The sequence below is a fragment of the Streptomyces sp. NPDC002676 genome (assembly GCF_053592455.1).
On the sequence record NZ_JBSFVT010000001.1, the window covers coordinates 565,510 to 591,428 of the forward strand.

Sequence of the window (25,919 nt, forward strand, 5' to 3'; positions counted from 1 at the left end):
CCGTCAGCGGCGGATGAGACCGAGGTCGGTGGCGGCGGCGACGGCGGCGGTGCGTGAGTCGACGCCGAGCTTGGCGTAGACGCGGGCCAGATGGGACTTGACGGTGCCTTCGGTGAGGTGGAGCCGCCGGGCGACGGCCTGGTTGGACAGACCCTCGGCGACCAGGGCGAGGACTTCGGTCTCCCGCCGGGTCAGTGAGGTGCCGGGAGCGCGCAGCCGGTTCATGAGCCGGTCCGCGACCGCGGGCGCCAGGGTGGTGCGCCCGGTGGCCGCCGTGCGCACGGCGGCGGCCAGTTCCTCCGGAGGGGCGTCCTTGAGGAGATAGCCGGTGGCGCCGGCTTCGATGGCCGGGAGGGTGTCGGCGTCGGAGTCGTAGGTGGTGACGATCACGACCCGGGGGGCGCCCGGCCGGGCGGTGATCGCGGCGGTGGCCTCGGCGCCGCCCATCCCCTTGCCGAACTGCAGGTCCATCAGCACGACGTCGATGTCGCCCGCGGCGGCGCGGGCGACGGCGTCCTCGGCGGTGGCGGCCTCGGCCACCACGACGAGCCCGGGTTCGGTCTCCAGAACGGCTCGCAGCCCGGCCCGCACCACGGGGTGGTCGTCGGCGAGAAGGAGGCGGACGGGGTTGTCGGTCACGGGCGGGCCTCGGTCTCGGCGGGCGGGGGCGCGGTCTTGGCATGCGGGGTCGGCGGGGTCCGGCTCTCGGCGGGCTCGGTCTCGCCCTCGGCCGGCCGGATCCCGGTCCCGGTGGGCCGGGTCCCGGTCCCGGTGGCCGGGGTCAGCGGGAGCCGGGCGGTCAGGGCGGTGCCGTGGCCGGGGGCGGACTCGATGGTCAGCGTGCCGCCGAGGGCCCGGATGCGGGCGTGCATGGCGGCCAGGCCGAAGCCGCCCGTCTCGGGGTCCGGCGCGGGCAGACGGCCGGGGTCGAACCCGACGCCGTCGTCGACGACGGCAAGGGTGACCTGGTCGCGGAGATGGCCGAGCGTGACTTCCACGGCGCCGGCCCGCGCGTGGCGGACGGTGTTGGCCAGTGCGGACTGGGCGATGCGCAGCAGGGCGACCTCGTGGGCGGTCGGCAGGGGAACCGGATCACCGCTGAGACGGAAGCGGGCGGTGAGCCGGTGCCGGGTGCCCGTGGTGGCGCACAGGCGCTCCAGCGCGTCCACCAGGGTGCTGCCTTCCAGGGCGGGCGGGGAGAGGGCGGCGACGAAGCGGCGAGCCTCGGCGAGATTGTCGACCGCGGCCTGGCGGGCCTGGCCGACGTAGCGTGCGGCGTTCTCCGGGGCGGCGGGCAGGGTCCGTTCGGCGGCGCGCAGCAGCAGCTGGATGCTGGACAGACCCTGGGCGAGCGTGTCGTGGATCTCGCGGGCCAGGCGCTCGCGTTCGGCCAGCACACCCGCGGTGTGCTGGGCCTCGACCAGGTCCGCGCGGGTGGCGGTGAGTTCCTCGATCAGGCGCCGGCGCTGTTCGCTCTCCCGGTACAGCGCCTGGTAGCCCCACACCACCGCGACCGCGACGGCGGCTCCGAGCGCCGGGCCGATCGCCATCGCCGCGCTGAAGGAGCCCTGATGGGCGGCGTATGCCGTGATCGCCGCGAGCGCGGTCGCGGCCACGGCGGCCAGTCCGGCCCGGCGCGGCAGCAGATGGAGCTGGAGGAAGTACAGCGGGAAGGCGACCCACACCCCGTCGGCGGACAGCGCCAGCAGCACCAGCCACACCGCGCCGACGGCAGCCAGCCACCAGGCGGCGTTCCGCCGGTCGCCCCGGATCCGGGGCACGAGCGGGCCTGCCGCGTACACGAGCCCGCACACCGCGGCCACGGCGACGGTCGGCGCGGAATGCGGCCCAGGGCCGGTCACGGCCCGTACGGCGGCCAGCGCGAGGAGGCCGACGACCAGCAGGTGCAGGCACCAGGACAGGGCCCGCGTGGTCGGGGTCAGGGTGGGAGCGGCGGTGTTCACGGTCCTTCCAGGGTAAGGAAACGGTCCGCGCCCCGGCCTCTGCCGAAAGTTGCAATCCGGGCGCCGCCGTTCGATCCGCGAAGTGCCCTCCGCCGCCAGATGCCCGGGCGGGGTGCGGGCGGCGACGGTGGAGGCACACCGCATCCACCACCGCAGAGAGCAGCCGAAGCCGTGTTTGTCGCCTGGAGAGATCTGAGCTTCGCCAAGGGCCGGTTCGCCCTGATGGGAACCGTCATCACACTGATCACCCTGCTGGTCGGGCTGCTGTCCGGACTGACCGCCGGTCTGGGCCGGCAGAACATCTCCGCGATCACCGGCCTGCCCGTCGACAGGATCGCCTTCGCCGCGCCCGACGGGCAGCAGAGCCTGTCGTACTCCAACTCCACCGTCGCCGCCAGGCAGTGGGAACAGTGGGCCAGGGTGCCCGGAGTCACCCGCGCCGAACCGCTCGGGATCACCACCACCAAGGCCACCGCGGGCGCCCGGTCCACCGCGGTCTCCGCCTTCGGCGTCCAGCCCGGCTCCCGCCTGGCCCCCGACGGCGGCACGATCCACGGGCGTACGGCGGTGCTGTCCACCACGGCCGCCGAGGACCTGGGCGTCAAGCCGGGCGACACCTTCACCCTGGGCGGCCGGAAACTGACGGTGGCAGCCGTACAGGGGGACGCCTCCTTCAGCCACACCCCCGTGATCTGGACCAGCCTCACCGCCTGGCGGCAGGCGGCACCGCCCAGTGGGACCGGCGACGGTCCGACCGCGACCGTGATCGCCCTGGACACCACCGCCGGCGCCGATGTCACGGCCGCCGACCGGAGCATCGGCACGAAGACCGTCACCAAGGCCGAATCGCTGTCCGCGATCGGCTCCTACACCTCCGAGAACGGCTCCCTCCAGCTGATGCGCGGCTTCCTGTTCGCCATCTCCGCCCTCGTCGTCGGCGCCTTCTTCACCGTCTGGACCATCCAGCGCGGCGGTGACATCGCCGTCCTCAAGGCGCTCGGCGCCTCCACCGCGCACCTGCTCAGGGACGCCCTCGGCCAGGCCGCCGTCCTGCTCGCCGCCGGCACCCTCCTCGGCACCGGCATCGCCGCCGTTCTCGGCGCCACCGTCGTGTCGGACGCGGTGCCGTTCCTCCTCACCCCCACCACCGTCCTCGTCCCCGCCGCCGTGATGATCCTGCTCGGCACGCTCGGGGCCGCCCTGTCCGTCCGCCGCATCACCTCCGTGGACCCGCTGACCGCTCTGGGGAGCGCCCGATGAGCCTGCACCTGTCCGACATCACCCTCACCTACCCCGACGGCGAAGGCCGCCTGACCGCCCTCGACCAGGTCACCCTGGAGGTGCCCAAGGGCACGCTGACCGCCGTGGCCGGCCCCTCCGGCTCCGGCAAGTCCAGCCTCCTCGCCGTCGCCGCCACCCTCGTCACCCCCGACGCCGGCACCGTCACCGTCGACGGCGTCACCACGGCCGGCATGAGCCGCGGGGAACTGACCGAACTGCGCCGCCACAAGATCGGCATCGTCTTCCAGCAGCCCCATCTGCTGCCCTCCCTCACCGCGGCCGAGCAGCTCCAGCTGATGGCCTCGATCGACGGGCGCTCACCGGCCAAGGCCCGTGGCCGGGCCCTGGAACTGCTCGACGCCGTGGGCCTCGCGGCCCAGGCCGGACGGCGTCCCCACCAGCTCTCCGGCGGCCAGCGCCAGCGGGTCGGCATCGCCCGGGCCCTGATGAACGACCCCACCCTCCTCCTGGTCGACGAACCCACCAGCGCCCTCGACCACGAACGCGGTGCCGCCGTCGTCGACCTGATCACCCGCCTCACCCACGAGCGGGCCACCGCCACCGTGCTGGTCACCCACGACCGCACCCATCTGACTGCCGTCGACCGGATCGCCGAAGTCCATGACGGACGCCTGCGCCTCTCCGCGACGGCCCGCTGACCGGCCCCGCTGACCGGCCCCGGGAAGCGGGCCGCAGTACCGGCTCGGGCGTGGGCTGCGCGTCGGGGCGGACGGTTGCGGAGAACATGAGCGGATGACCCCGCCCAGCCGTGCTCTCCTCACCGGCCTCGCCCTGCTCACCCCGCTCGCCTCACTCACGGCCGGCCGGCCGGTCCACGCGACCGGCGACTGCACGGCCTCGGTGCCGTACGTGTCGGGCGCGGGCGGCTACACCGCCTACCGCATCCCCGCCACCGTCGTCACCCGGCGCGGCACGGTCCTCGCCTTCGCCGAAGGCCGGCGCGACGGCTGGGGCGACAGCGGTGACATCGACGTCGTCCTGCGCCGCTCCACCGACGGCGGCTGCACCTGGGGCCCGCTCGGGGTGGTGGCCGCGGGGAAGGGGGACACCCGGGGCAACCCGGCGCCCGTCGTCGACCCGCGCACCGGCGACGTCGTCCTCGTCACCTCGTACAACGGCGGGACCGTCACGGAGGCGCAGATCATGCGTGGCGAGGTCGGTCCCGGGCAGAGCCGCCGGGTGTTCGTGCAGCGCAGCGGTGACGACGGCCGCCGCTTCACACCCCCGAGGGAGATCACGGCCGAGGTGAAGCGCCCCGGCTGGCGCTGGTACGCCACCGGCCCCGGCCACGCCGTCGCCCTGACCCGGGGCCCGCACTCCCCCAGAGGGGGGACCCCCAGCCGCCTCCTGGTCCCCGCCGACCACTCCACCGCCCCGCCCCCGGGCTCCCCGGACACCGGCCACGAGCCCGGCCACCACGGCGGCCAGGCCCTGTACAGCGACGACAGCGGCCGCACCTGGCGGCTCGGCTGCGTGACCGACACCCACGACGGCGTGACCAACGTCAACGAGACCAGCGCCGCCCAACTACCCGACGGCCGCCTGTACTTCAACGCCCGCGACCAGGGGGGCACGGCCCGCGGCAACCGCCTGGACACCTACAGCAGCGACGGCGGCACGACCCTCGACCGGCCCTACGCCGTCCAGCCCACGCTGAACGACGTCCCGGTGGTCGAGGGCAGCGTGCTGCAACTGCGGGGCCCCGTGGCCCCGCTGCTGTTCTCGGCCCCCTCCGTGCCGACGGCGCGCCGCGCCATGGCCCTGTGGTCCAGCTCGGACGCGGGCCACACCTTCACCAGGCTGCTCACCGTGTCGGACCGGCGGGCCGCCTACTCCGACCTGGTCCAGCTGGGCCCCACCACGGTCGGGCTCCTCTACGAGACGGGGACGGCGGGGCCGTACGAGACGATCGCGTTCCGCCGGGTGCGCCTGCCCCGGACCTGATCACCATGCCAGGCGCATGCGCAGCCGCGGTTCTCCTGGGCCGAAGTAGTCCTCCTGGGGGAGGCCCCAGGGCGCGAAACCCAGGTGGCGGTAGAGCGTCACGGCGGATTCGTTGGCTGGGTCCACGGTGAGCAGGACCTCGCTCGCGCCCTCCTTGCGCAGCTGCTGGAGCATCTCGGTCATGAGCGCGCGGCCCACGCCGTTGCGGCGCAGTTCGTGGCCGACGATCAGGCTCAGTATCCAGCTGCGGGCGCGGTGCGGCGGGGTGGCGAGTACATAGCCGCGCAGCCCGTCGCCGCCGTCCACGACGAGCAGATGGTCCCCGAGGGCGTCATGGAACTGGCGCAGGGCGAAGTACGGATACGGCCCCTCCGGGAACGCCTCCTGATCGAGGCGCAGCACCTCGGGCAGGTCGGACTCCACGATCTTTCTGATCCGCTGGTCCCCGGGAAGAGGAATCATTCCGTCCCCCACGCATATTGATGTGACGGTATGCATTTGATCGCTCAACCCGCGATCGGCGCGGCTCCGCCCATCGTGATCCACTGATTCTGGCCGTTCAAGGAGAGATTCGGGCCAATTGTGGTTAAGTGTGTCGGGCGGCCGAAAGTGTACGTTCGTGCGGCGTAATTCAATGATCATCTCCGGTGAATCCTGCGTGGCGCGGGTTCACTGTGCGACTGCTCTGCTACCCTGCGTTAATGACCTCGGGATCGCCGATCGGCGCGGAGAAGCTGAACGATGATGTCGCCTGGGAGGATTTCGATCCCCAGGAGTACATCAAGCACAATTACCTCGTCCTGCATCCCGATGACGAGGCGATCATCGGCATCGTTCGCGATCATTTCAGCGGCCATTTCGGCGCTTCCGGTGGTGTGGCTTCCGGTATCGACGTCGGAGCAGGGCCCAACCTCTACCCCGCCCTCAGCATGCTCCCCTGGTGCGACAAGATCACGCTCCTGGAGCGCTCGCCGGCGAACGTGGCGTACCTCAACGGTCAGCGCGATTCCTACGCGCGTCAGTGGGACAAGTTCTGGGGCGTCCTGCGCCGGGACGAGGCCTACGGTCGGCGCTGCGCGGACCCCCGGGCATGCTTCGCGCAGAGGGTCCGCCCCCGGCCCGGCAACCTCTTCGACCTCTCTGGGAGCGACGAGCGCTGGGCGATGGGCACCATGTTCTTCGTCGCCGAGTCGATCACCACCTCGCTGGAGGAGTTCCGGCGCGGCATCGGCTGTTTCATGAACGCCCTGGAGCGGGAGGCTCCGTTCGCCGCCGCCTTCATGGAGCACTCCCGGGGCTACTGGGTGGGGGAGAGCAATTTCCCCGCGCTCGACATCGACGAGCAGGAAGTCCGGGACACTCTCGGCAAATACGCGTCGAAAATCGAGATCCATCGTCTCGGCAAGCCCGGGGGCCTGCTGCGCGAGGGGTACACGGGAATGATCGTCGCCTGTGGCCACCGGGGCGCCTGAGAAATGTTCATACCAATTCGCCGTCCGGGTGACATACCTGTGTGAGGGGCATGGGGATGCAGATCAAACCCAGACAGAATCTTCTGTCCATTTGGCAGTCGATCGCTCGTCACTTGTATCCGGACGGCGTATGGGACTGGGGGGAATGGGGTGGCCTCAGCAGCGTGGCCGACGCCGAACGGCTGCTGTGCCTGCTGTACCCCGCGACCGAGGTTCCCGCGTTCCGGCTGGACGCGCCCGACACCACACAGCCGGACGTCGAGAAATCCCTGAAGGCTGTCGGCGACGCCACGGAGATCCCGGAGAGCCTGGTCCGGGCGCTCACCGAGTTCATGGAGAAACACCGGTCCGGCGACACCCCCACCTTCTCCGGCGGACACTATTTCACCGCCGAAGACCCCGATCAGGAACTGACCAAAGAACAGCGGGCCCTCGGCGTCGTCGACTCCTTCAGCCTGTCCGTCACCCTGTGCCTGGCCACCCTCGGATTCCTCAAGGTCTACCAGACCAAGACCGAGCGGTCCGGCACGCTCCAGCTCATCGAGAGACTGCGCAGCGCGACCAGCGACCGCCTCACCGCGGCCATGGTCAGCCTGCTGAGATCCTTCACCGTCGACGTCTACGAGGTCGAGTCACCGCAGGGCCAGGCGCTGTGCCGACTCATCGGCCAGGGCCGCACACCGGACCGGATGGTCCTCCAGCAGTTCCAGGAACGCTTCCGGGCGCTGCGCGCCGTCATCCGCGAGAGCGTCGTCCTCGGCGTCGACGTGGAGGAGCAACTCGGCAACGAGAACCGGCTCTTCGAATGCGGCTGGGCCTGGAGCCTGGTCAAGGGCGCACCCCAGGTGGAGACCGCCGAGACGATCGGGGACCAGCCCGACGGCGTGGCCCGCGGGGTGCCGTACCTGTACTTCACCGTGGTCGCCCTCGACGGCATCCAGGACCTGTTCTCCGACCGCACCCTCGTCCTCGGCCTGCTCAACCCCGAGCAGCAGAAGCTCGCCGACGCGCTGCGCCTGCGCTGGACCATCACCCAGCAGTACTGGTCGGGCATCGCGCGTTTCGACGACGACAGATGGCCGCTGGAGGACATCCCCTGGCGGACCACGGGCCAGCAACTGGAATCGGAGTACTTCTCCCTCTCCGTAGCCTCCATCCTCGTCCACGACCTGGTACGGCGCCGCGCCACCGACGACGACCTCACCCGAACCGTCGGCGTCATGCAACGCCTCGCCGAACGCGGCCGGATCACCTCCAGCACCACCCGCCAGGACCCGGCGGTCCTGCTGCACAACCCGGGCGTCGCGCTGCCCCTCCAGTCCGACGACCCCCTCGGCCCGCCCATGCGGTGGACGATGACCGACTTCTCGGCCCAACTGCTCAAGCGGGTGATCCAGTTGTGCGCCCTGTCCCGGAACATCGCCGCGCACGACCGGCTGCTCCGGCTCGCCGAACAGACCCTCGACCACCTGTGGGCACGGCGCATCCCCGACGGCGAGGGCGTCGGCCTGTGGGACAACGTGCACGCGGCCTACCCGGACTCACCGGCCCGCCCGGGATCGCTGTCCTGGAGCATCACCGAACGCGTCACCGAGTGCATGGTCGCCGCCCAGCAGCTCTACACCCAGGCACCGATCCGCAGCCCCGAACCGGCGGCGCTGGCCCGCTCCCTGCTCAGCGAGGCGACCCACCTCCTCGGCACCGAGCAGATGGAACAGCCCGCCCCCATCGCCAAGAGCCAGGAGGGCGCGGAACTCAAGGGCATCGAGGCCGACCTGCGCCGCGCCCGCGCCCTGCTCGACACCCAGCCCGGTACGTCCTGCGCACTCGCCCTGAGCGTGCTCGGCAGGCTCGACGCCCTGGCCCGCGCCAGGGCCGCCGGGCGCCAGGGAGTGTGAGCCGTGCTCGTCTTCGCCGCCTCCGACAAGGGAGGCACCGGCCGTTCGGTCACCAGCGCCAATCTCGCCTACCGCCGTGCCCTCGACGGCGACGACGTCTGCTACCTGGACTTCGACTTCGGCTCACCCACCGCCACCGCCGTCTTCGACACCCCGAACGTCAAGGCGGAGGCCGAGAGCCGGGGCCTGCACTCCTACCTGAAGGGCAAGACCGGCGAACCGCTGCGCGTCGACGTGTGGAGCCGTACCGAGCACCCCGTCCTCAGCGACCGCCCCAGCGGCTCCGGACGCCTGGTCCTGCTGCCCGGCGACCGTGGCGGCGGGGAGTTCGTCACCGACGAGGAGAACCTGCACCGCTGCGTCGACCTCTTCCTGCGCCTGCACCGCGAGTTCGACCTGATCGTGGTGGACCTGAGCGCCGGACGCAGCTACGCCATGGACCTGGCACTGGCCGCCACCGCCCGCGACGAACTGCGCCGCATCCCCGCCCGCTGGCTCCTCTACCACCGCTGGACCCGGCAGCACGTCATGGCCGCCGCCGAACTGGTCTTCGGCCGGCAGGGCATCGTGTCCCACGGCATGGCCATGGGGCACGACCGGACGGCACTTCTCGGCGCCGTCCGCTTCGTCCGGGCCGCCGTGCCCGATCTGGAGTCACCGCAGTGGGCGCAGATGCCGGCGGCCCAGTACGCCTGGATGCGCCAGTGCACCAAGAAGCTGGAGGAACTGGCGGCCACCCTGGACATCGGCAAGTCCCGCGTCCTCGGATCGGTCCCCCTGGAACCCGTGCTCCAGATGCGCGAACAGCTCATCACCGACGACGACGTGCTCGACAGCAAGATCGCCAACTTCAAGACCCGGCAGGCGCTGGTGGAACTGGCGGAGCGGCTGACCGACGACAAGTACTGGGGGCAACTGTGACGGAAGCCGCCGCCTTCCGGGAGACCAGCGCCGACCCGGTCACCGCGTCCCTCCCCTTCTCCCATCTCTCCCTGGAACTGGGCCACCTGTACATGGAGGACTTCGCCGAGGGCACCGAACGGCTGGTGCGCCACTTCACCGCCGTACGCCCCTGGGCCGAGACCGCCCGCGCCTGGACCGCCGCTCTGCCGACGGGCAACCGGCCCCGGATCAGCACCTGCTTCCTGATCGACGACTACTTCAGCCGGCTGTCCACCCCCGCCGAGCTGTTACCGATCCTGCTGGGAGCGGCCGAGCGGGCCGGGCTGACCATCGACTACCTGGCCCGCGAGTCGGGATGCGCCCTGACCGACCCCGCCCGCCCGGACCGGCCCGGCCTCGCCGACTCCGTGATGCACCGGCTGGTGGAGTCCCCGCCGCCCGGCAGCAACGGCTTCCGTCCGCCCGTCAGCCGCACCGGATGGCTCACCAACGGCAGACGCGCACCGACCCGGCGCACCTCCTCGGCGCTGGACGCCGACGGCGCCTGGCAGCCCCCCAGCGAGACCGGGGCCCGCGGCCACTCCGTCTTCGTCGACGTCGAGCTGTGGGACGACGCCGGCCAACACCGCACCTGGTCCTGCGCGTTCCTCGCCGCCGTCTGGCAACTGGCCCGCCTCGGACTGCTGCGCGACGACGGCCGGCCCGTGATGACCCCCACCCCGTGGGAGCAGAAGGCCTTCCCCGACGACTGGGACGCACTGCCGCCCCTGCTGCGGCTCAACCCCTCCGCGCCGTCCTTCACCGCCTACTACACGTGCAGCGTCCTGCCCACCCGCTTCCTGCCCGTGGAGCACGCCGTGCGGGTCGTGCTGGAACAGGTGCACGTCGACGCGCGCGCCGTCGGCCAGGTCGTCGAGCGCGCCGAGCGGGAAGAGCTCACGGTGCCGGAGGACGTCGCGGCGCGCACCTCCTACCTCTTCCCGCCGGGGCTGTGACATGGGAGCCCAGGCGCGGTCGGCGGGGCCGGCCCTGATGTGCGGCGAGGTCCGCACCTGCCTGCTGCCCACCCGCGACGCCGTCGGCGCCCGCGCCGCGGAACGGCTGCTGCAACTGCGCCCCGACGAACGAGTCCGCCTCTCCCGGCGCCCCAACCTGCACGCGCTCTCCCCGGACCTCCTCACCGGCGTGGACTGCCGGCTGCCCACCGCGAGCGGCGCCAAGGTCCGCGCGATCGGCACCGTGGCGGCCCGCGCCGCCCTCACCGAGGGCCGGGTGCTCCAGGCCACGGCGTACTTCTCCGCTCCGGCCACCGGACCCGACCGGCGCCGCCCGTGGGGGTACTACCTGGTCCGCCCCGGCGTGCTGGTCCCCGTGGGCCGCCTGCCGCGCGAGGCGGTCGCCCAAGGCTTCCTGGACGACCCCCACGCCCCGGAGCTGCTCGACATCGGCTCCATCGCCGAGGGTCTGCTGGCCCGGATCTCCCGGCAGCACCGGCTGCTCGACCACAACCCCCCGCTGCGGACCTCCGGCACCCGGCTGCGCTGGGCCGCCCTGCCCGCACCCGCCGGGACACCGGCCCGCCTGGTGAGTTTCACCGTCGACGACGAGGACAGCCTGCGCACCGCCGAACTGCGCGTACCCGAGGACATCACGCCCGACACCGTCGCCGCACTCTGCGAGGACCTGGCCCTGCACGACTGGCTGCTCACGACCGTCGGACACAAGCTCGACGGCCTGCCGCTCGCAACGGCGGACGGGGCCGCCGCCCTGAAGGTGCTGCGCCCCCTCGTCGAACACCTGCTGCACGTCTGGATGCCCAGGGCCCGCGTCGACCCGGCGCTCGCACCGCTGTGGCAGACGCTGGAGCAGCGCCCCGGCTTCACCCGCCAGTGGCAGAACCTGGTGCAGCGCGTCCGCGACCAGATGGCCCTGAGAGCGCTGCTGCCCCGCAGCGACGAGGCGCTGGCGGCCCGCTGACCGAACAACCCTCACCCACACGGTCCCGACGGGGGGAGAAAGCGAGATGACCGGAACGATCACACCACGCGGCCACACCGCGTACGACGACAGGGACGACCGCGGCAGGGAGGATGTCGCGTGGAAGCTGATACAGAAGCTGCTCGTCACAGCGGTGGCGGGCGGCGTGGTGTACGTGCTGAGCACGGTACTGGCCCCGACGGCCGACGACATGTGGCAGCTGGTCCTGTCCGTGCTGTGCGGCGGCGCGGTGCTGATCGTCCAGTTCATGGTGACCTTCGCGCACCAGCTGGGCGATCTGAAGAGCTCCGTCGAGAAACGCTTCGTCGACATCGGCCGGGCCACCAAACTCTTCAACGAGGTGGAGAAGCTCCGTGACGACGGCGTGCCCCGGCTCGCCGAGAGCGCCACACACGTGGTCTCCATCGGCCCGCAGATCCTGCACGACTTCGCACGCGAGGAGATCAACCGGCTCGCCCTCCAGATGGACGACCTGACCAACCTCAGCGCCGAATGCCCCGGGGAGAACCACGACTGGCTGCTGGGCCTGACCAAGTGCGCCAGGAAGAGCATCGACGCCATCAGCACCTCCGTCGACCAGAACTTCTGGAGCACCGAACCGGCCGGCCGCTATCTGGAGGCCCAGCGCAAAGCGATCGACGAGCGAGGTGTGAAGGTCAGGCGCCTGTTCATCGTCAGGGATCCCGCGGACATCCCCCAGCTGGCGGACATCTGCAAGGAACAGCGGGACGTGCGCATCGAGGTGCGGGTGGTGGCCCTGTCCCAGCTCCCGCTGTACGTCCAGCGCGGCAAGATGATCGACTTCATCGTCTTCGACGGGGCGCTGTCCTACGAGATCGGCGTCGACCAGCTGAGCGTGAACTCCTGGACGACGGTGAACGCCCGCGAGGACGACGTGCAGCAGCGGATCAGGCGCTTCGGCGAGCTGTGGAACGCCAGCCCGAGCGGCAGCCCCAACGGCGTCCCGGACAGCACCCGGACGCTGCGCGGCGGCCCTGAGCCGACCGGCACCTGAACCGAAGGTCCCGAACCGCGTCCGCCGTACCTCGACCCGAACCCGCGCGCGGGGGTCCGGGGCGAGCGGCGGGCGCAGTGGCGACCAGGGCCTGGCGGCTCACAGCAGTCCGGCCGCCGCGAGGAACTTGCCGACCTTCTCGACCTCCTCGCCGGACAGCGGGACCTGCGGCTCGGCCGTCACCGGGCAGTCGATGATCCCGCGCAAGTGCAGCGCCGCCTTGAACGCGCCCAGCGCCGAGGAGCTGCCGCCCATCCGCGCCGGATCCCCGACGCCGACCAGCCCGAACAGCGCGCACAGCCGCTCCTGTTCGGCCCGCGCCCCCGCCCAGTCACCCGCCCGGCTCAGCCGGTAGAGGCGGACGTAGCCGTGCGGGTCGACGTTGGCCAGGCCCGGCACCGCCCCGTCGGCGCCCAGCGCCAGCGCGGCGTCCGCGACCACCTCGGAGCCGGTCAGGACGCTGAACCCGGCGAGCGCGCGAGCCCCGGCGACCAGCCCCCGGAAGGCGCCCAGGTCCCCGCTGGAGTCCTTGATCCCGGCCAGCACCCGGTCGGCCGCCAGCCCCAGCACCACGTCGGTGGGGAGCTTGCTGTGCACGGCGGCCGGGATGTCGTAGGCGATGACCGGGACCGGGCTGGCGGCGGCGATCCGGCGGTAGTGGTGGACGATCTCGGAGGGGTGGGTGCGGGCGTAGAAGGGGGCGGTGACGACGACGGCCTGCGCGCCCGCCTTCGTCACGGCGCGGACGTGGTCGAGGACGCGCGGGGTAGTCATGTCGATGGCCCCGGCCAGCACCGGCAGCTGCCGGCCCACATGGCCCACGACGGTCTCCACGACCCGCTTGCGCTGCCGGTCCGTCAGAAAGGCCGCCTCCGAGGTCGAGCCCAGCAGGAACAGCCCGTGCACCCCGCCCTCCAGCAGATAGTCGACGAGCCTGAGCAGCGAGGGCACGTCCACCTCGCGGTCCGGTGTCAGGGGCGTGCAGACGGGCGGTACGACACCGGTGAGCGGGGTGGGGAAGGTCATTCAGGACTCCTGGCGGCTAGATCTCGGGTCGACTGGTCCTCCCTCACAGGATGGTGACAGCGGTAGCGGTGTCCGGGCCGTGACGCGGCCGAGAAGTCCGGCATCGCGGCGGCGCACAACTCGTCCGCCTTCCAGCAGCGGGTGCGGAAGGGGCAGCCGCTCGGGGGGCGGGTCGCCGAGGGCACCGGGCCGGTCAGCGGGATCGGCTCGATGGGGTCCAGCAGGCCGGGCGTGGCCGAGAACAGGGCGCGGGTGTACGGGTGCCGGGCGCCGTCGGTCACCCGGTCGGCCGGGGTCTCCTCCACGATCCGGCCCAGGTACATGGTGATCACGCGGTCACTCATCCGCCGTACCGTCTGGATGTCGTGCGAGACGAACACCAGTGCGAGACCGAGGCGTTCCTTCAGGTCGAGCAGCAGATTGAGGATCTGCGCGCGGACCGACACGTCCAGGGCGCTGGTCGGCTCGTCGGCGACGACGAGTCCGGGGTCCAGGGCGAGCGCGCGGGCGATGGCGACCCGCTGCCGCTGCCCGCCCGAGAGCTGCCCGGGCAGGGCGTCGGCGAGGGCCCCGGGGAGCCCGACGAGCCCCATCAACTCCCTCACCCGCTCCTCCCGTTCAGCCTTGGTGCCGCGCCGGTGGACGTCCAGCGGGTCGCGCAGGACACGGTGTACGGTCAGCCGGCGGTTCAGGGCGGTGGCGGGGTCCTGGAAGATCATGCCGGTGCCCGCGCCGACCGTGGCCCGGCGTTCGGCGGGCGACATGGCCCACAGATCGCGCCCGTGGAAGGACACCGACCCGGAGGTCGGCCGCTGGATGCCCACCAGCACCTGCGCCAGCGTCGACTTCCCGCACCCCGACTCGCCGACCACGCCGACCGTCTCACCGGGTGCGACCGAGAGCGCGGCGCCGGTCAGCGCGTACACCCGGTCCCGCGTGAACAGGCCGCCGCTGCGGGCCTTGTGGACGACGTGGGCGTCCCGGACTTCCACCACAGCGGTCACTGAAGGGCCTCCTCGCTCTCCGTGGAGGTCAGCTCGACGGCCGGGTGGTGGCAGGCGGCGGTGTGCGTGGGGGTGCCCGCGAGGACGGGCACGTTCGTGTGGCAGACCTCGGTCGAGAGCGGGCAGCGGCCGGCGAACCGGCAGCCCGCCGGGAAGTCGGCCGGGGACGGTACGACCCCCTTGATCTGTGTCATCCGTTCCTCGGCCGACTCCAGCGAGAGCACGCTGCCGAGCAGCCCGCGCGTGTAGTGGTGGGCCGGTGCCTCGATCAGGTCGGCGGTCACCCCGGTCTCCACGATCTGCCCGCCGTACATCACCGCCACCCGGTCGGTGACGTCGGCGATCAGCGCCAGGTCGTGCGAGACCAGGATCAGCGCGAACCCCAGTTCCTCGCGCAGCCGCAGCAGCAGCTCCATGACCTGGGCCTGCACGGTGACGTCCAGGGCGGTGGTCGGCTCGTCGGCGACGATCAGCCGCGGGTCCCGGGACAGGGCCATGGCGATGAGGACGCGCTGGCGCTGGCCGCCGGACAGTTCGTGCGGATAGCTGCGCAGGGTGCGCTCCGGGTCGAGGCCGACCAGCGACAGCAGCTCCTGCGGGCTGCGGCGGCCACCGCGCCGTACGAGCTGCTTCAGCTGGGCGCGGATGGTCATCGCCGGGTTCAGCGAGGACAGGGCGTCCTGGTAGACCATCGCCATCTCGTGCCCGAGCAGCCGCCGCCGCACCCGCATGGGCTCGGCGAGCAGGTCCCGCTGCTGGAAGCGCACCTGGCCGCTCACCCGGGCCCCCTTCGGCTGGAGCCCCATGACGGTGAGCGCGGTCAGTGACTTGCCGCAGCCCGACTCGCCGACCAGGCCCAGCACTTCACCGGGGTGCACCTCGAAGCCGACCCCGGCCACGATGTCCACGCCCCGGTGCCGGCCCGGGAAGCCGATGGCGAGGTTCTCGACCGCGAGCACCGGCTGCCCGCCGGGCGCCGGGCGGGGCCGGGCCCGGGAGCGCAGCCGCCGGGCGGCCTCGGTCAGCCCCGGGAGCCTGACCACCTGCCCGGTGCCGGGTTGCGGGGTCTCCAGGCGGTCCTCGGGAGCTTCCGTCTCCCGGGGCGCCGGGGCGGCCCAGGCGTCCGAGACACCCTCGGAGAGGATATTGAGGGACAGCACGGTGATCAGGATCAGCAGCCCGGGGAAGACGGTCGCCCACCAGCCGCCGGTCAGCACCATGTTCTTGCCGTCGGCGATGACACTGCCCCAGGACGGGTCCGGGGGCCGGACCCCGGCGCCGATGAAGGACAGCGAAGCCTCGAACACGATGGCCTCGGCGACCTGGACCGTGCAGAACACCAGCACCGGCGCGGCACAGTTGACGGCGACATGCCGCAGCACGATGTGCGGGGTGCGGGCGCCGATCACCCGTTCCGCGGTGACGTAGTCCTCCCCGTACTGGTCGAGCACGTTGGCCCGCACCACCCGCGCCACGGGCGCGGTGAACAGGAAGGCGATCGCGCAGATCAGGACGGTGATCCCGCCACCGAAGACCGCGACCAGCACGGCGGCCAGGGCGATCCCCGGGAAGGCCATCACCACGTCCAGGCAGCGCATCAGCGTCTCGTCGACCGCCTTGCGGGAGGTGGCGGCGAGCGCGCCGAGGACCGCGCCCACGACCAGGGCGAGCGCGGTGGCACCGAGCCCGATCGCGAGCGACCAGCGGGCGCCGTACATCAGCCGGCTGAGCAGGTCCCGGCCCAGGCTGTCCTGCCCCATCCAGTGCGCGGAGGACGGGTGCCCGCTGCCGTCGACCGGATCCTGCTGGTCGAGCGGGTCGTCCGGGGCGAGCAGTGGGGCAAGTACGGCGACGAGGACCACGACCGCCAGAAAGCAGACGGCGGCCTTCGACAGCGGGGGCAGCCGACGCCAGCCGCGCAGCCGGACGCCGCCGGGCCGCGACAGCCGCTCGGTGAGGCTCGCGCGTGTACTCATCAGGCCGCCCTGAGACGTGGGTTGACGAGCAGATACAGGATGTCGATGACGAGATTGACGACGACGAACCCGGCGGCCGTGGTGAGCACGACCCCCTGCACCACCGCCGGATCCCCGTTCTTCACGGCGTCGATCATCAGCTTGCCCATGCCGGGCAGCGAGAAGATCGTCTCGATGACGACGGCACCGCCGAGGAGATGGCCGACGCGGAGTCCGAGCACGGTCAGCGGGTTGATCAGGGCGTTTCTGAGGACGTTCCGCCCCACGACGACCCGTGGCGGCAGCCCGCTGCCGATCGCGGTCCGCACGTAGTCCTTGTCCAGCTCCTCCACGACAGAGGTCCGGACGACCCGGGTGAGCTGGGCGGCCACCGGCAGGGAGAGGGCGAACGCGGGCAGGGCCATGGTCTTCAGCCAGCCGGTGAAGGAGTCGGCGGGGTTGATGTACCCGCCGGTCGGGAACCAGCCCCGGTCCACCGCCAGGTACTGGATCATCAGCAGCGCCAGCCAGAACCCGGGAGCGGCGACTCCGACGAGCGAGACGACCCGGATGACCTGGTCCGGCAGCCGGTCCCGGTAGACGGCGGCCGTGACCCCGCCCGCCAGCGCCAGTACGACCGCGAGGGCGAGACCCAGGAAGGTCAGCTGGAGGGTGAGCGGCAGCGCGGTGGTGACCTGGTCGACGACCGGCGCCCGGGTCAGGGCGCTGGTGCCGAGGTCGCCGTGGAGCAGATCGCCGACGAAGTGGACGTACCGCACGGGCAACGGGTCCAGCAGCCCGTTGCGCTCCCGGAAGTCGTGCAGCTGCTGCGGGGTCGGGTTGGCTCCCTGGAAGAACGCGGACGCCGGGTCGACGTCCGAGAACCGCATCACCAGGAAGACGAACAGCACGATCCCGAGCAGCAGCGGCACGAGCAGGGCGATACGGCGCAGCAGGATCCGTACGACGGCCGTCATGCCATCAGACCCACTTGGCCTGGAGGAGGTTGATGCCCGGGTACGGCTGTGCCCTTATCCCGGTGAGCTTGCGCGGGTCCCAGGCGGTCATCAGCTCGTTGTGCACGACGGGGTAGAGCACGGCCTGCTCGGCAACGACGTCGATGTAGTCCTGGATCATCGCGGCCTTCTTCGCCGGGTCCGGCTCCTGGGTGGCGCGGTCCATGTCCCTGAAGAGCTGCTTGGCGACGGGGTTGCCGGCCCAGCGGGTGTACTGCATCCAGACGTTCTCGGGCCCGTAGTTGTAGTGCATGATCAGGTCGGCGTCGAGCCCGAACTGGTTGGGATTGGATGCGGCGACGACGACTTGGTAGTCCTGCTTCTGGTCCATCTTGGTGAAGACGGCCGTGGTCTCCTGCGGCGAGAGGGTGGTCTCGACACCGATGGCGTCCCAGGAGGACTTGATGGTGGGCAGGCAGTCGACGATCCAACTGAGGTTGTTGGACAGGATGTTGACCTTGAGCTCGCTGACCCCGGCGGCCTTGAGCAGCGCCTTCGCCTTCTCGGGGTCGTAGTCGTAGACGGTCTTGGCCCGCCGGTAGCCGGGATTGCCTTCGTTGAGGAACGAGGACGCGGGCTTGCCGTTCCCCTTCAGGGCGACCTGAACCATCTTGTCGGTGTCGATGGCGTAGTGGAGAGCCTGCCGGACGCGTACGTCGTCGAAGGGCTTGTGCTGGGTGTTGAACATCATGAAGAGGTTGTTCATCCCGGCACCGCCGGCGACCGTGAGCCCGCCCTTTTCCAGCCGCGGGATATTGGCGTAGGGGATGTTGTCGGCGATCTGTGCACCGGCGTCGCTGCCGGAGATCTTGGCCACGCGGGGAGCGGCGTCCACTATCGTCAGCCAGTTCATGCGCTTGAAGGCGGGCGGGCGGGGGCCGTTGTAGGCGGCGTACGCCTCGAAGGTGGTGTTCGACTTCGGGTGGTGCGCGGTCTGCCGGTACGGCCCCGAGCCGATCGCCTTCCCCTTGATCGCCTCGTCCCAGGCACCGGGCTGCGAGAAGACGTGCTTCGGCATGATCTTGGCGAGCGTGAGCCGGGAAAGCCCGTCGGGGAAGGGGAACTTGAGGATGAGTTCGACGGTGCGGGAGTCGACCTTGTTGGCTTCCTTCAGCCAGCCGGCGAAGAACCCCTTGGCGAGGGTCTGGGTGTTCGGGTCGAGGATCCGGTCGAAGACGAACGCGACGTCGTCGGCGGTGACGGGCTTGCCGTCGTGGAAGGTCGCGCCGGAGCGCAGGGTGAACCGCCAGGTGGTGGCGTTCGCGTCGCTCGGGATCGCGGTGGCCAGGGCCGGGTACGGCGCCCGGGAGATCGGGTCGGTGTCGAGGAGCCCCTCGTAGATGTGGTTGTTGGCGGCCATACCGAACGCGGACGCGGTCTGCGTCGGATCCCAGCTGCCGTCGTTGCCGTAACCGATCACCGCGGTCAGCGTGCGGTCCTTGCCGCTGCCTCCGCCGCCGGTGTCGTTCGTGGACTCCGGCCCGGAGGAGCAGGCGGCCAGGGCGGGGGGCAGTGCGGCTGCGACGCCGAGCATCCCCGTGAACTTCAGGAACGACCGGCGGCGCGGTGCCGGCACGTCGTGGGTCACGTCGGTCACGTCGTCGCGCACGGTTCCTCCAGCGAGGTCGGGAGGGGAGGGGGGAGGAAGGAGGGGAGGTACGACGTCCTACGTCCTAGGTCGGTAGCGCGACCATAGGAGCGGCCTCGGGGGCGGTCAAGGCACCGCGCGCGAATGGCGTAGCCGCCAGAGGTCGAGCCAATGGCGGCGCGTGTTCAGTGAGTTGCGGAGGCATCCTGCGCCAGAGGTCGTGTACTCTCCGTGACGAATCGGCTGCAATGAGCCACCACAATCACGCTGTCGTTCGGAAGGAACCGTGATGCTCAAGCGCCTCGCTGCCGCCCTCGGCGGCCTCGCCCTCGCCCTCGGGGGCACCGTGGCTATGGCCCCGGCGGCCCACGCGACCCCGCAGGCCTGCTTCTACCAGGTGCTGGAGAAGCACCCCGGCGCGAATCTTGAGGTCGTCGAAAACGCCTGTGTCACCGCAGCCGAAGGCACCCCGGTGAGCATTCAGGTCTGCTACTTCGAACTGCGGGCGGTCTATGTCCCCGCAACGGAGGCCTTGGCAGCCTGCCGACTCGCGTCCGAGGGGTAACGGCAGCCCTGCCGGCAACGCCAGGCGCCCCCGGCACTGGAAGACGCTGTTGGTTGATTCGGAGGCAGGCGCTACTCGGCCCCACCCGGCCCCAGGGCGGGCACGTGCTGCGGCTCTGTCCCAGCCCGTGATGGTCACTGGCGCACCAGAGGCATGGGCCCGAGCGAGGTACAGACGGCATGGGTGCAGTGCCCCGCGGGCTACTACGCGACCGGAGGCGGCGCCGACACCAGCGGCGGTGGTGTGCCCGGCCCCTTCCTGTCCATTTCGGTCGGCACTCCCCGGTCCGACAGCGCCAGCGGGACCAGCAGCCCCACCGGCTTGGCTACTTCCTGTCCGGCGACCGCGCCCAGTTCTTGGCGACCGACTCGATCACGAACGGGAATGACTGGGCGGCCGAGGGAATCAACTGCGCTTCGCCCTTCGGCTGGGAAGCCCGGGCCTGCAACGGCAGTGACATCCCGCAGCACATCCTCGCAGAGGTCATCTGCCGCCCCATGGGCTGAGGCCCTTGAAGGCCGCCCTTCAGGAACGGCGGCCTTCAAGGGCGGTGCGACAGGGCCGAGTTCACCGGTGGCCCGGGCACATGGCCAGCGCGTCGCCGCCTGATGGACCTCAGCTGAGGCGATCCCCAGCAACGCCGACGACCAGGACGCCGGTGTCGTGGAGTTCGCCGCCGATCCCACAGGTCGGGTGCGGTCCTGGAACATCGGGGGCGCGAGCCTTGTCGGGCCCTTGAGGGTGGTGAGGGCGGTGAGGGTGGGCCGGTGCTGGATCGGTTGCTGTTGGGCCACTCGCTTCTCGGCAGTGTCGTGCTTCCGCGAGGCGAGTCAAGGGCGCTCCCGTTCCGCTGCGCTCCACTCCCGCGTCGCCTGCGGCGATGGCCCTGCGGGCCACCCTTGACACGCCTCGCTCCAGCACGGGGAAGAAGCGAGCGAGCGGCCGGGGGAGGAGCGGGGGGCCTGGCGGGGTTGGGCCCGTCTGCCTGTTGTCCAGGCGCTGTTGGCTGTGGGGGCGCGGGCAGGCGGTCGGGGGCACGCCGGGCCGGTTTGGCGGCGTGCGGTCGGTAAGAGGAGTGGGGCGGGGGCTACGAAACTGGGGCGGCGGCCTCGTGTGTCACAGGTGCCTCACCTGCCCCCACCCAGGCAGCCATGGGCTGTAATTGGTGGATTTGGGCCATGAGCCGAGGGGAAACACGCAGGTCATAGGCCCGCCACAGGCCGCGAGGGTGGAACAGATCCACCAATCACGGCCCATTGCCTCCAATTACCGCCCAACCGGTGACGGGAGAGGCGGATGTGACGCCCCCAAGGGCCACCACCGTCCTCGACAGCCCCCTCGGGCTCCTGCCTTCGAGCGCCTCCGCTTCCCACGGGCTCCCGCCTCCGCTTCCCATGGGCTCCCGCCTCCGAACGCCTCCGCTTCCCACGGGCTCCCGCCTCCGAACGGCTCCGCCACCCACCGTCCGCAAGCCCCCGACCGCCCCCAAGCCCCACCGCCCGCAAGTCGCCAAACCCATCCGCCGTGCCCGGACTCGCCCCCGCGTCCTTCCCCCCAACGGCACGAAGTCAGCCCACCTCACCAGGCCCCGCCCCGCCCCGTCGGCCCTCGCCACCCACTCGGCGTGAGCCGCTGAACCCACCCGGCGTGCCCGGACTCGCGGCCGCGTCCCCTCCGTCGACGGCACGATCGCGGCCGACTCAAGGGCGAACATGGCTCGGGCCCCCACTGCTCCCCCGGGCCGCTCGCTCGCTTCTCACCCGTGCTGGAGCGAGGCGAGTCAAGGGTGGCCCGAAGGGCCATCGCCGCAGGCGACGCGGGAGTGGAGCGCAGCGGAACGGGAGCGCCCTTTACTCGCCTCGCGGAAGCACGACACTGGCCAAGAAGCGAGTGGCCCCAACAGCACCGATGAACTCCGTCCATGCAGCCGACCTGATCACCAGCACCGCACCCCCGGGCACCTTGCTGTCCCGGACGGGTACGACACCGGGGACTCCGTCGGCCACCTCGATGCAGGCTTCGCCGCCATCGCCGCCGCTGTACGTGCTCTTGCGCCAGCGGGCGTTGCTCAGGTCGTACTCGCGCATCGTCTGTAGTCCTCCGACGCCGACTCGATCAGGGCCAGGGACGCCTGCGGCGACAGTGCGGCGGCCCTGATGTGATCGTAGGACGCCCGAGTGCGCTTCACCACCGCCGGTTCGTCCAGGAGGCTCCCCGAAAACACGCCCTCTGTATAGACAGTCGGTGGGGCGTCCTCGAACTCCAGGAGCCACATCAGCTTGCCCATGGACGGGTGTGCTCCCTGCGTGAACGGCAGCACTTGCACCACCACCTTGCGCTCCCGCATCAGCGTCGCGATGTACTCCAGCTGCTGTGCCATGACAGCCGGGCCGCCGACAGGGATGCGCAGCACCGTCTCGTGGAGGACCAGCCAATACTTGGGCCGTGTAGCGTCCTTGATGAGCCGCGTGCGGTCCATGCGACCCCTGAGCAACTCCTCGATGTACTCGTCGGCGGCGAGTGGGTTGCTCGCCAGGAACACCGCCCGCGCGTACTCCCGCGTCTGGAGGAGCCCGGGGACCACCGCTGGCGCGAACTCGCAGATCTCCGTCGCCAGCCGCTCCAGATCAGCTGCATGCGCGAAGTACTCCGTATACGGCTGATCCTTGATGAGCTTTCGCCAAAGCCGCTCGAAAAAGCCGTCGGTTTGTAGAACCTCGTCGAGCCGCTGGGCCACGTCCAACTGCGGCTTCCTGATGGCCTGCTCGAACTGCCCGATATACCCGCCGGAAACGAAAACGCGTGCCCCCAGCTCCACCTGGGTGATCCCCGCGTCCTCCCGGCGCCGCTTCAGTTCCGCTCCGAAGAACTCCCACGCCGCCTGCCGCGAACCGTTGGCCATAGCCAACCCCCTTGACCTGCCTCGTACTTGTAGGGCGCAGATTGCTGCCGAGCCTACTGGCGGAGCGTCACCCTGGAGACACGAAGCGTGAAATCAAAGAAGAAAGGGAAGCCGCATGGCTGCACGACACTCAGCGCTCTGCGTCGAAGAGGCGGAGGAGACTTTGACGGAATTGCGGGCGGCACTGGAAAAGGCCGGGATTACCCTGCCCTCCCTCGGGCTCGACCCGGTGAGTCTCGCGCGGGAGGCGCCCTGTCCGCTGGTCGAATTGGGCCGGTGTTCCGTGGAGACCGCGCGCCGGCTCGCGGCGGCCCTGGTGGTGATCGCGCCGTGAAGCCTTCCGTCGGTAGCCATGTCGTGGACACGCGCAGTGGGCGGGTCGGGGTCGTCATGGGGTACGAGGGGCCGTACGTACAGCTGAGGCCGTACGGCGGCGGCCGGGAGTGGGACTGCGCCCCGGAAGCCGCACGTCCCGCCACCCCGGCCGAGCGGCTGCGCGCGGCCACGGCGTACGAGAACGCGCGCAGCCGCGGCGAAGTGCCGTGACGGCTGTGCAGGCGTCAGCGCAGTGGATTCACCTCCGCATGCTTGCCGACAGGGCCAAGCTGATCGAGGAGGTGCTGGATGCGAGTGCTACGGACCTGGCGGGCCCGGGCCAGGCGTATCGGCCGCTTTCACCCCGGACGAGCGGCTGAGGGTCCCCGGTGCGCGAGAATGGTCCCATGAGTCTGTTCCGCGACGACGGCATCGTGCTGCGCACCCAGAAGCTGGGTGAGGCGGACCGGATCATCACGCTGCTCACCCGGGGGCACGGGAGGGTGCGGGCCGTGGCCCGCGGCGTCCGGCGTACGAAATCCAAATTCGGCGCCCGCCTCGAACCCTTCTCCCACGTGGACGTGCAGTTCTTCGCGCGGGGAAGTGAGCTGGTCGGGCGCGGGCTGCCGCTCTGCACGCAGAGTGAGACCATCGCGCCGTACGGTGGCGGGATCGTGACCGACTACGCCCGCTACACCGCCGGGACGGCCATGCTGGAGACCGCCGAGCGGTTCACGGATCATGAGGGCGAGCCGGCCGTACAGCAGTATCTGCTGCTCGTCGGCGCGTTGCGGACCCTCGCGCGTGGCGAGCACGCGCCCCACCTCGTCCTCGACGCCTTCCTGCTGCGCTCCCTCGCCGTCAACGGCTACGCCCCCAGCTTCACCGACTGCGCGAAGTGCGGGATGCCCGGGCCGAACCGGTTCTTCTCCGTCGCCTCCGGGGGCTCGGTTTGCGTCGACTGCCGGGTGCCGGGCAGTGTCGTACCGTCCCCGCAGACCCTGGTCCTGCTCGGTGCGCTGCTTACGGGAGACTGGGAGACGGCGGACGCGTGTGAGGCTCGGTACGTCCGGGAGGGCAGCGGGCTGGTGTCCGCCTACCTGCACTGGCATCTGGAGCGCGGGCTGCGCTCACTCCGGTACGTGGAAAAGTAAGCAAGTAACGGAAGCGAGAACCGAACCATGGTCGTACGCGGGATCCTGGGGCGCCAGCGGCGCGAGTACAAGGCGCCGGAGCCGCACCCGTCCGGTGCCCGCGCGCCGAAGCTCCCCGGCGAGCTGGTCCCGGAGCACGTCGCGATCGTGATGGACGGCAACGGGCGGTGGGCCAAGGACCGCGGGCTGCCGCGTACGGAGGGACACAAGGTCGGCGCCGAGAAGGTGCTGGACGTGCTCCAGGGCGCGATCGAGGTCGGCGTCCGCAACATCTCCCTCTACGCCTTCTCCACCGAGAACTGGAAGCGCTCGCCCGACGAGGTCCGCTTCCTGATGAACTTCAACCGTGACTTCATCCGCAAGACCCGCGACCAGCTCGACGAACTCGGCATCCGGGTGCGCTGGGCGGGCCGTATGCCCAAGCTGTGGCGGTCGGTCGCCAAGGAACTCCAGATCGCGCAGGAGCAGACCAAGGGGAACGACCTGCTGACCCTGTACTTCTGCATGAACTACGGCGGGCGCGCCGAGATCGCCGACGCGGCGCAGGCCCTCGCCGAGGACGTGAAGGCGGGGCGCCTGGACCCGTCGAAGGTCAACGAGAAGACCTTCGCGAAGTACCTGTACTACCCGGACATGCCGGACGTCGACCTGTTCCTGCGCCCCAGCGGCGAGCAGCGCACCTCCAACTACCTGCTGTGGCAGAGCGCGTACGCCGAGATGGTCTTCCAGGACGTGCTGTGGCCCGACTTCGACCGCCGTGACCTGTGGCGGGCCTGTGTCGAATTCGCTTCCCGCGACCGGCGCTTCGGCGGGGCCGTCCCGAACGAGGAGCTGCTGGCGATGGAGGCGGCGATGCGGGGCGAGCCCGAGGGCGGCTGATCGCGGGCGCTACTATCCCGCCTCATGGACATGGGGCGGGATACGACGCAGGATCAGGATCGGGATGTGGTCGAGCTGGTGTACCAGCCGACCCGGCAGGACATGAGACAGGCGCTGGCCGCGCGGGCCAAGGCGTCGACCGCGGCCCGCCGGATGCAGCGCCTGGCGCTGATCAGCGTGGCCGCGCTGGTCGGTGCCTCCGTGGTGCCGCTGGCCAAGGGAGACGGCGTCGACATGGGGTCGTTGGTGCCCGGCGTCTTCGTCGTCGCCATGCTGTTCGTGCTCCGGCCGGTGCTCATGGCCCGCCAGTTCCACAAACTGGCCGCCCGGCACGGCGAGTACCGTGCCGTGGCCGGGGACGACGGTGTGACCGTCACCAACACGGGCGGCTCCAGCCACCTCAACTGGACCGCCGCGCCCCGCTACGCGGAGACGCCCGATCTCTTCGTGTTGCTCAGCGGCGACAAGGACGCCTCCTGCCTCACGGTGCTGCCCAAGCGGGGCATACGAGAGCCCGGGGGCGTGGACGCCCTCCGGGCTCTGCTCGACGGGCATATCACCCGCCTCTAGATCAGTCGTTCGCCGCAGATCAGTCGTTCGCCGCCGCGCACTCCGCGCACGTACCGAAGATCTCCACTGTGTGCGCCACGTTGACGTACCCGTGTTCCTCGGCGATCGCCTCGGCCCACTTCTCCACGGCCGGGCCCTCGACCTCGACCGCCTTGCCGCAGACGCGGCAGACCAGGTGGTGGTGGTGTTCGCCGGAGGAGCAGCGGCGGTAGACGGACTCGCCGTCGGAGGTGCGCAGGACGTCGACCTCGCCGGCGTCGGCGAGGGACTGGAGGGTGCGGTAGACCGTGGTCAGGCCGACCGAGTCGCCCTTGTGCCTGAGCATGTCGTGCAGTTCCTGCGCGCTGCGGAACTCGTCGACCTCGTCGAGGGCCGCAGCCACAGCGGCACGCTGGCGGGTTGCGCGCCCCTTCACGGGCGGTCCAGCGGTCGTCACCGTTGTCTCCTCA

Annotated in this window: 26 protein-coding genes; 15 read left to right on the forward strand and 11 right to left on the reverse strand. The window is 71.0% G+C overall.

Annotated elements, in window-relative coordinates; all coding sequences use genetic code 11:
• Nucleotides 1–3 precede the first annotated feature (3 nt).
• Nucleotides 4–639, reverse strand: a complete 636-nt coding sequence (locus ACWD3E_RS02535; protein WP_451385687.1) for a response regulator — start codon at nt 637–639, stop codon at nt 4–6.
• The gene (locus ACWD3E_RS02540) at nt 636–1,964 is read right to left on the reverse strand and encodes a sensor histidine kinase (RefSeq protein ID WP_451385688.1); all 1,329 of its coding nucleotides are present in this window, start codon (nt 1,962–1,964) and stop codon (nt 636–638) included. The genes ACWD3E_RS02535 and ACWD3E_RS02540 overlap by 4 nt, the downstream gene beginning before the upstream one ends.
• Nucleotides 1,965–2,135: 171 nt before the next feature.
• Here ACWD3E_RS02540 and ACWD3E_RS02545 point away from each other — a divergent pair, with 171 nt between their 5' ends.
• From ACWD3E_RS02545 to ACWD3E_RS02555, 3 genes are all read left to right on the forward strand, one after another.
• Nucleotides 2,136–3,224: an ABC transporter permease gene (locus ACWD3E_RS02545; RefSeq protein ID WP_451385689.1), complete on the forward strand. Its 1,089-nt coding sequence runs from the start codon at nt 2,136–2,138 to the stop codon at nt 3,222–3,224.
• Nucleotides 3,221–3,904 carry an ABC transporter ATP-binding protein gene (locus tag ACWD3E_RS02550; protein ID WP_451385690.1) on the forward strand — a complete coding sequence of 228 codons (684 nt, stop codon included), beginning with the start codon at nt 3,221–3,223 and terminating at the stop codon, nt 3,902–3,904. The genes ACWD3E_RS02545 and ACWD3E_RS02550 overlap by 4 nt, the downstream gene beginning before the upstream one ends.
• A 94-nt stretch (nt 3,905–3,998) precedes the next feature.
• Nucleotides 3,999–5,210 carry a sialidase family protein gene (locus ACWD3E_RS02555; protein WP_451385691.1) on the forward strand — a complete coding sequence of 404 codons (1,212 nt, stop codon included), beginning with the start codon at nt 3,999–4,001 and terminating at the stop codon, nt 5,208–5,210.
• Here ACWD3E_RS02555 and ACWD3E_RS02560 read toward each other — a convergent pair whose 3' ends face one another.
• The gene (locus ACWD3E_RS02560; RefSeq protein ID WP_451354533.1) at nt 5,211–5,672 is read right to left on the reverse strand and encodes an N-acetyltransferase family protein; all 462 of its coding nucleotides are present in this window, start codon (nt 5,670–5,672) and stop codon (nt 5,211–5,213) included. It abuts the gene before it with no gap.
• 239 nt (nt 5,673–5,911) lie between these two features.
• On the opposite strand from ACWD3E_RS02560, the gene ACWD3E_RS02565 reads away from it, so the two are divergent.
• The 6 genes from ACWD3E_RS02565 to ACWD3E_RS02590 are packed head-to-tail and all read left to right on the forward strand — an operon-like array spanning nt 5,912 to nt 12,496.
• Entirely contained in the window at nt 5,912–6,682 is a 771-nt protein-coding gene (locus tag ACWD3E_RS02565) for an SCO2525 family SAM-dependent methyltransferase (protein WP_451385692.1), read from the forward strand.
• A 56-nt stretch (nt 6,683–6,738) separates the two neighbouring features.
• Nucleotides 6,739–8,580, forward strand: coding sequence for an SCO2524 family protein (locus ACWD3E_RS02570; RefSeq protein WP_451354535.1), 1,842 nt, complete (start codon nt 6,739–6,741; stop codon nt 8,578–8,580).
• 3 nt (nt 8,581–8,583) lie between these two features.
• A complete protein-coding gene (locus tag ACWD3E_RS02575) occupies nt 8,584–9,501 on the forward strand; it encodes an SCO2523 family variant P-loop protein (protein WP_451385693.1) in 918 nt (305 codons plus the stop codon).
• Nucleotides 9,498–10,478, forward strand: coding sequence for an SCO2522 family protein (locus ACWD3E_RS02580; RefSeq protein ID WP_451385694.1), 981 nt, complete (start codon nt 9,498–9,500; stop codon nt 10,476–10,478). Before ACWD3E_RS02575 ends, ACWD3E_RS02580 begins: the two co-directional genes overlap by 4 nt.
• A 1-nt stretch (nt 10,479) precedes the next feature.
• Nucleotides 10,480–11,460, forward strand: coding sequence for an SCO2521 family protein (locus tag ACWD3E_RS02585; protein ID WP_451385695.1), 981 nt, complete (start codon nt 10,480–10,482; stop codon nt 11,458–11,460).
• A 46-nt stretch (nt 11,461–11,506) separates the two neighbouring features.
• Nucleotides 11,507–12,496: a hypothetical protein gene (locus ACWD3E_RS02590; protein ID WP_451385696.1), complete on the forward strand. Its 990-nt coding sequence runs from the start codon at nt 11,507–11,509 to the stop codon at nt 12,494–12,496.
• Between the two features lie 99 nt (nt 12,497–12,595).
• Here the strand turns inward: ACWD3E_RS02590 and ACWD3E_RS02595 are convergent, their stop codons facing one another.
• The 5 genes from ACWD3E_RS02595 to ACWD3E_RS02615 are packed head-to-tail and all read right to left on the reverse strand — an operon-like array spanning nt 12,596 to nt 19,094.
• Nucleotides 12,596–13,522 carry a dihydrodipicolinate synthase family protein gene (locus ACWD3E_RS02595; protein ID WP_451385697.1) on the reverse strand — a complete coding sequence of 309 codons (927 nt, stop codon included), beginning with the start codon at nt 13,520–13,522 and terminating at the stop codon, nt 12,596–12,598.
• Entirely contained in the window at nt 13,519–14,526 is a 1,008-nt protein-coding gene (locus ACWD3E_RS02600) for an oligopeptide/dipeptide ABC transporter ATP-binding protein (protein ID WP_451385698.1), read from the reverse strand. Before ACWD3E_RS02600 ends, ACWD3E_RS02595 begins: the two co-directional genes overlap by 4 nt.
• Nucleotides 14,523–16,502, reverse strand: coding sequence for a dipeptide/oligopeptide/nickel ABC transporter permease/ATP-binding protein (locus ACWD3E_RS02605; RefSeq protein ID WP_451385699.1), 1,980 nt, complete (start codon nt 16,500–16,502; stop codon nt 14,523–14,525). Before ACWD3E_RS02605 ends, ACWD3E_RS02600 begins: the two co-directional genes overlap by 4 nt.
• Complete coding sequence (locus tag ACWD3E_RS02610) at nt 16,502–17,458, reverse strand: ABC transporter permease (protein ID WP_451385700.1); 957 nt, start codon at nt 17,456–17,458, stop codon at nt 16,502–16,504. Before ACWD3E_RS02610 ends, ACWD3E_RS02605 begins: the two co-directional genes overlap by 1 nt.
• A gap of 4 nt (nt 17,459–17,462) precedes the next feature.
• The gene (locus ACWD3E_RS02615; protein WP_451386483.1) at nt 17,463–19,094 is read right to left on the reverse strand and encodes an ABC transporter substrate-binding protein; all 1,632 of its coding nucleotides are present in this window, start codon (nt 19,092–19,094) and stop codon (nt 17,463–17,465) included.
• 280 nt (nt 19,095–19,374) lie between these two features.
• Between ACWD3E_RS02615 and ACWD3E_RS02620 the strand changes: the two genes are divergently transcribed.
• Nucleotides 19,375–19,650 (forward strand): hypothetical protein, encoded by a 276-nt coding sequence (locus tag ACWD3E_RS02620; RefSeq protein WP_451385701.1) that lies wholly within the window; start codon nt 19,375–19,377, stop codon nt 19,648–19,650.
• 1,850 nt (nt 19,651–21,500) lie between these two features.
• On the opposite strand, the gene ACWD3E_RS02625 is transcribed toward ACWD3E_RS02620, so the two are convergent.
• Together ACWD3E_RS02625 and ACWD3E_RS02630 are read right to left on the reverse strand one after the other, a co-directional pair.
• On the reverse strand, nt 21,501–21,737 hold the full coding sequence (locus ACWD3E_RS02625) for a DUF397 domain-containing protein (protein WP_451385702.1): 237 nt from the start codon (nt 21,735–21,737) through the stop codon (nt 21,501–21,503).
• Nucleotides 21,719–22,552, reverse strand: coding sequence for a helix-turn-helix domain-containing protein (locus tag ACWD3E_RS02630; RefSeq protein WP_451385703.1), 834 nt, complete (start codon nt 22,550–22,552; stop codon nt 21,719–21,721). Before ACWD3E_RS02630 ends, ACWD3E_RS02625 begins: the two co-directional genes overlap by 19 nt.
• A 115-nt stretch (nt 22,553–22,667) precedes the next feature.
• Here ACWD3E_RS02630 and ACWD3E_RS02635 point away from each other — a divergent pair, with 115 nt between their 5' ends.
• The 5 genes from ACWD3E_RS02635 to ACWD3E_RS02655 all read left to right on the forward strand — a co-directional run bounded on the left by ACWD3E_RS02635 (nt 22,668) and on the right by ACWD3E_RS02655 (nt 25,470).
• Nucleotides 22,668–22,886 carry a hypothetical protein gene (locus tag ACWD3E_RS02635; protein WP_451385704.1) on the forward strand — a complete coding sequence of 73 codons (219 nt, stop codon included), beginning with the start codon at nt 22,668–22,670 and terminating at the stop codon, nt 22,884–22,886.
• A complete protein-coding gene (locus ACWD3E_RS02640; protein WP_451385705.1) occupies nt 22,883–23,098 on the forward strand; it encodes a hypothetical protein in 216 nt (71 codons plus the stop codon). The genes ACWD3E_RS02635 and ACWD3E_RS02640 overlap by 4 nt, the downstream gene beginning before the upstream one ends.
• Nucleotides 23,099–23,274: 176 nt before the next feature.
• Nucleotides 23,275–24,021, forward strand: a complete 747-nt coding sequence (gene recO, locus ACWD3E_RS02645; protein ID WP_451351414.1) for a DNA repair protein RecO — start codon at nt 23,275–23,277, stop codon at nt 24,019–24,021.
• A gap of 27 nt (nt 24,022–24,048) precedes the next feature.
• Nucleotides 24,049–24,900, forward strand: coding sequence for an isoprenyl transferase (locus tag ACWD3E_RS02650; protein WP_451385706.1), 852 nt, complete (start codon nt 24,049–24,051; stop codon nt 24,898–24,900).
• 66 nt (nt 24,901–24,966) lie between these two features.
• Nucleotides 24,967–25,470 carry a YcxB family protein gene (locus tag ACWD3E_RS02655; RefSeq protein WP_451385707.1) on the forward strand — a complete coding sequence of 168 codons (504 nt, stop codon included), beginning with the start codon at nt 24,967–24,969 and terminating at the stop codon, nt 25,468–25,470.
• A gap of 19 nt (nt 25,471–25,489) precedes the next feature.
• Here ACWD3E_RS02655 and ACWD3E_RS02660 read toward each other — a convergent pair whose 3' ends face one another.
• Nucleotides 25,490–25,906, reverse strand: coding sequence for a Fur family transcriptional regulator (locus ACWD3E_RS02660; protein ID WP_451385708.1), 417 nt, complete (start codon nt 25,904–25,906; stop codon nt 25,490–25,492).
• Nucleotides 25,907–25,919: the final 13 nt, after the last annotated feature.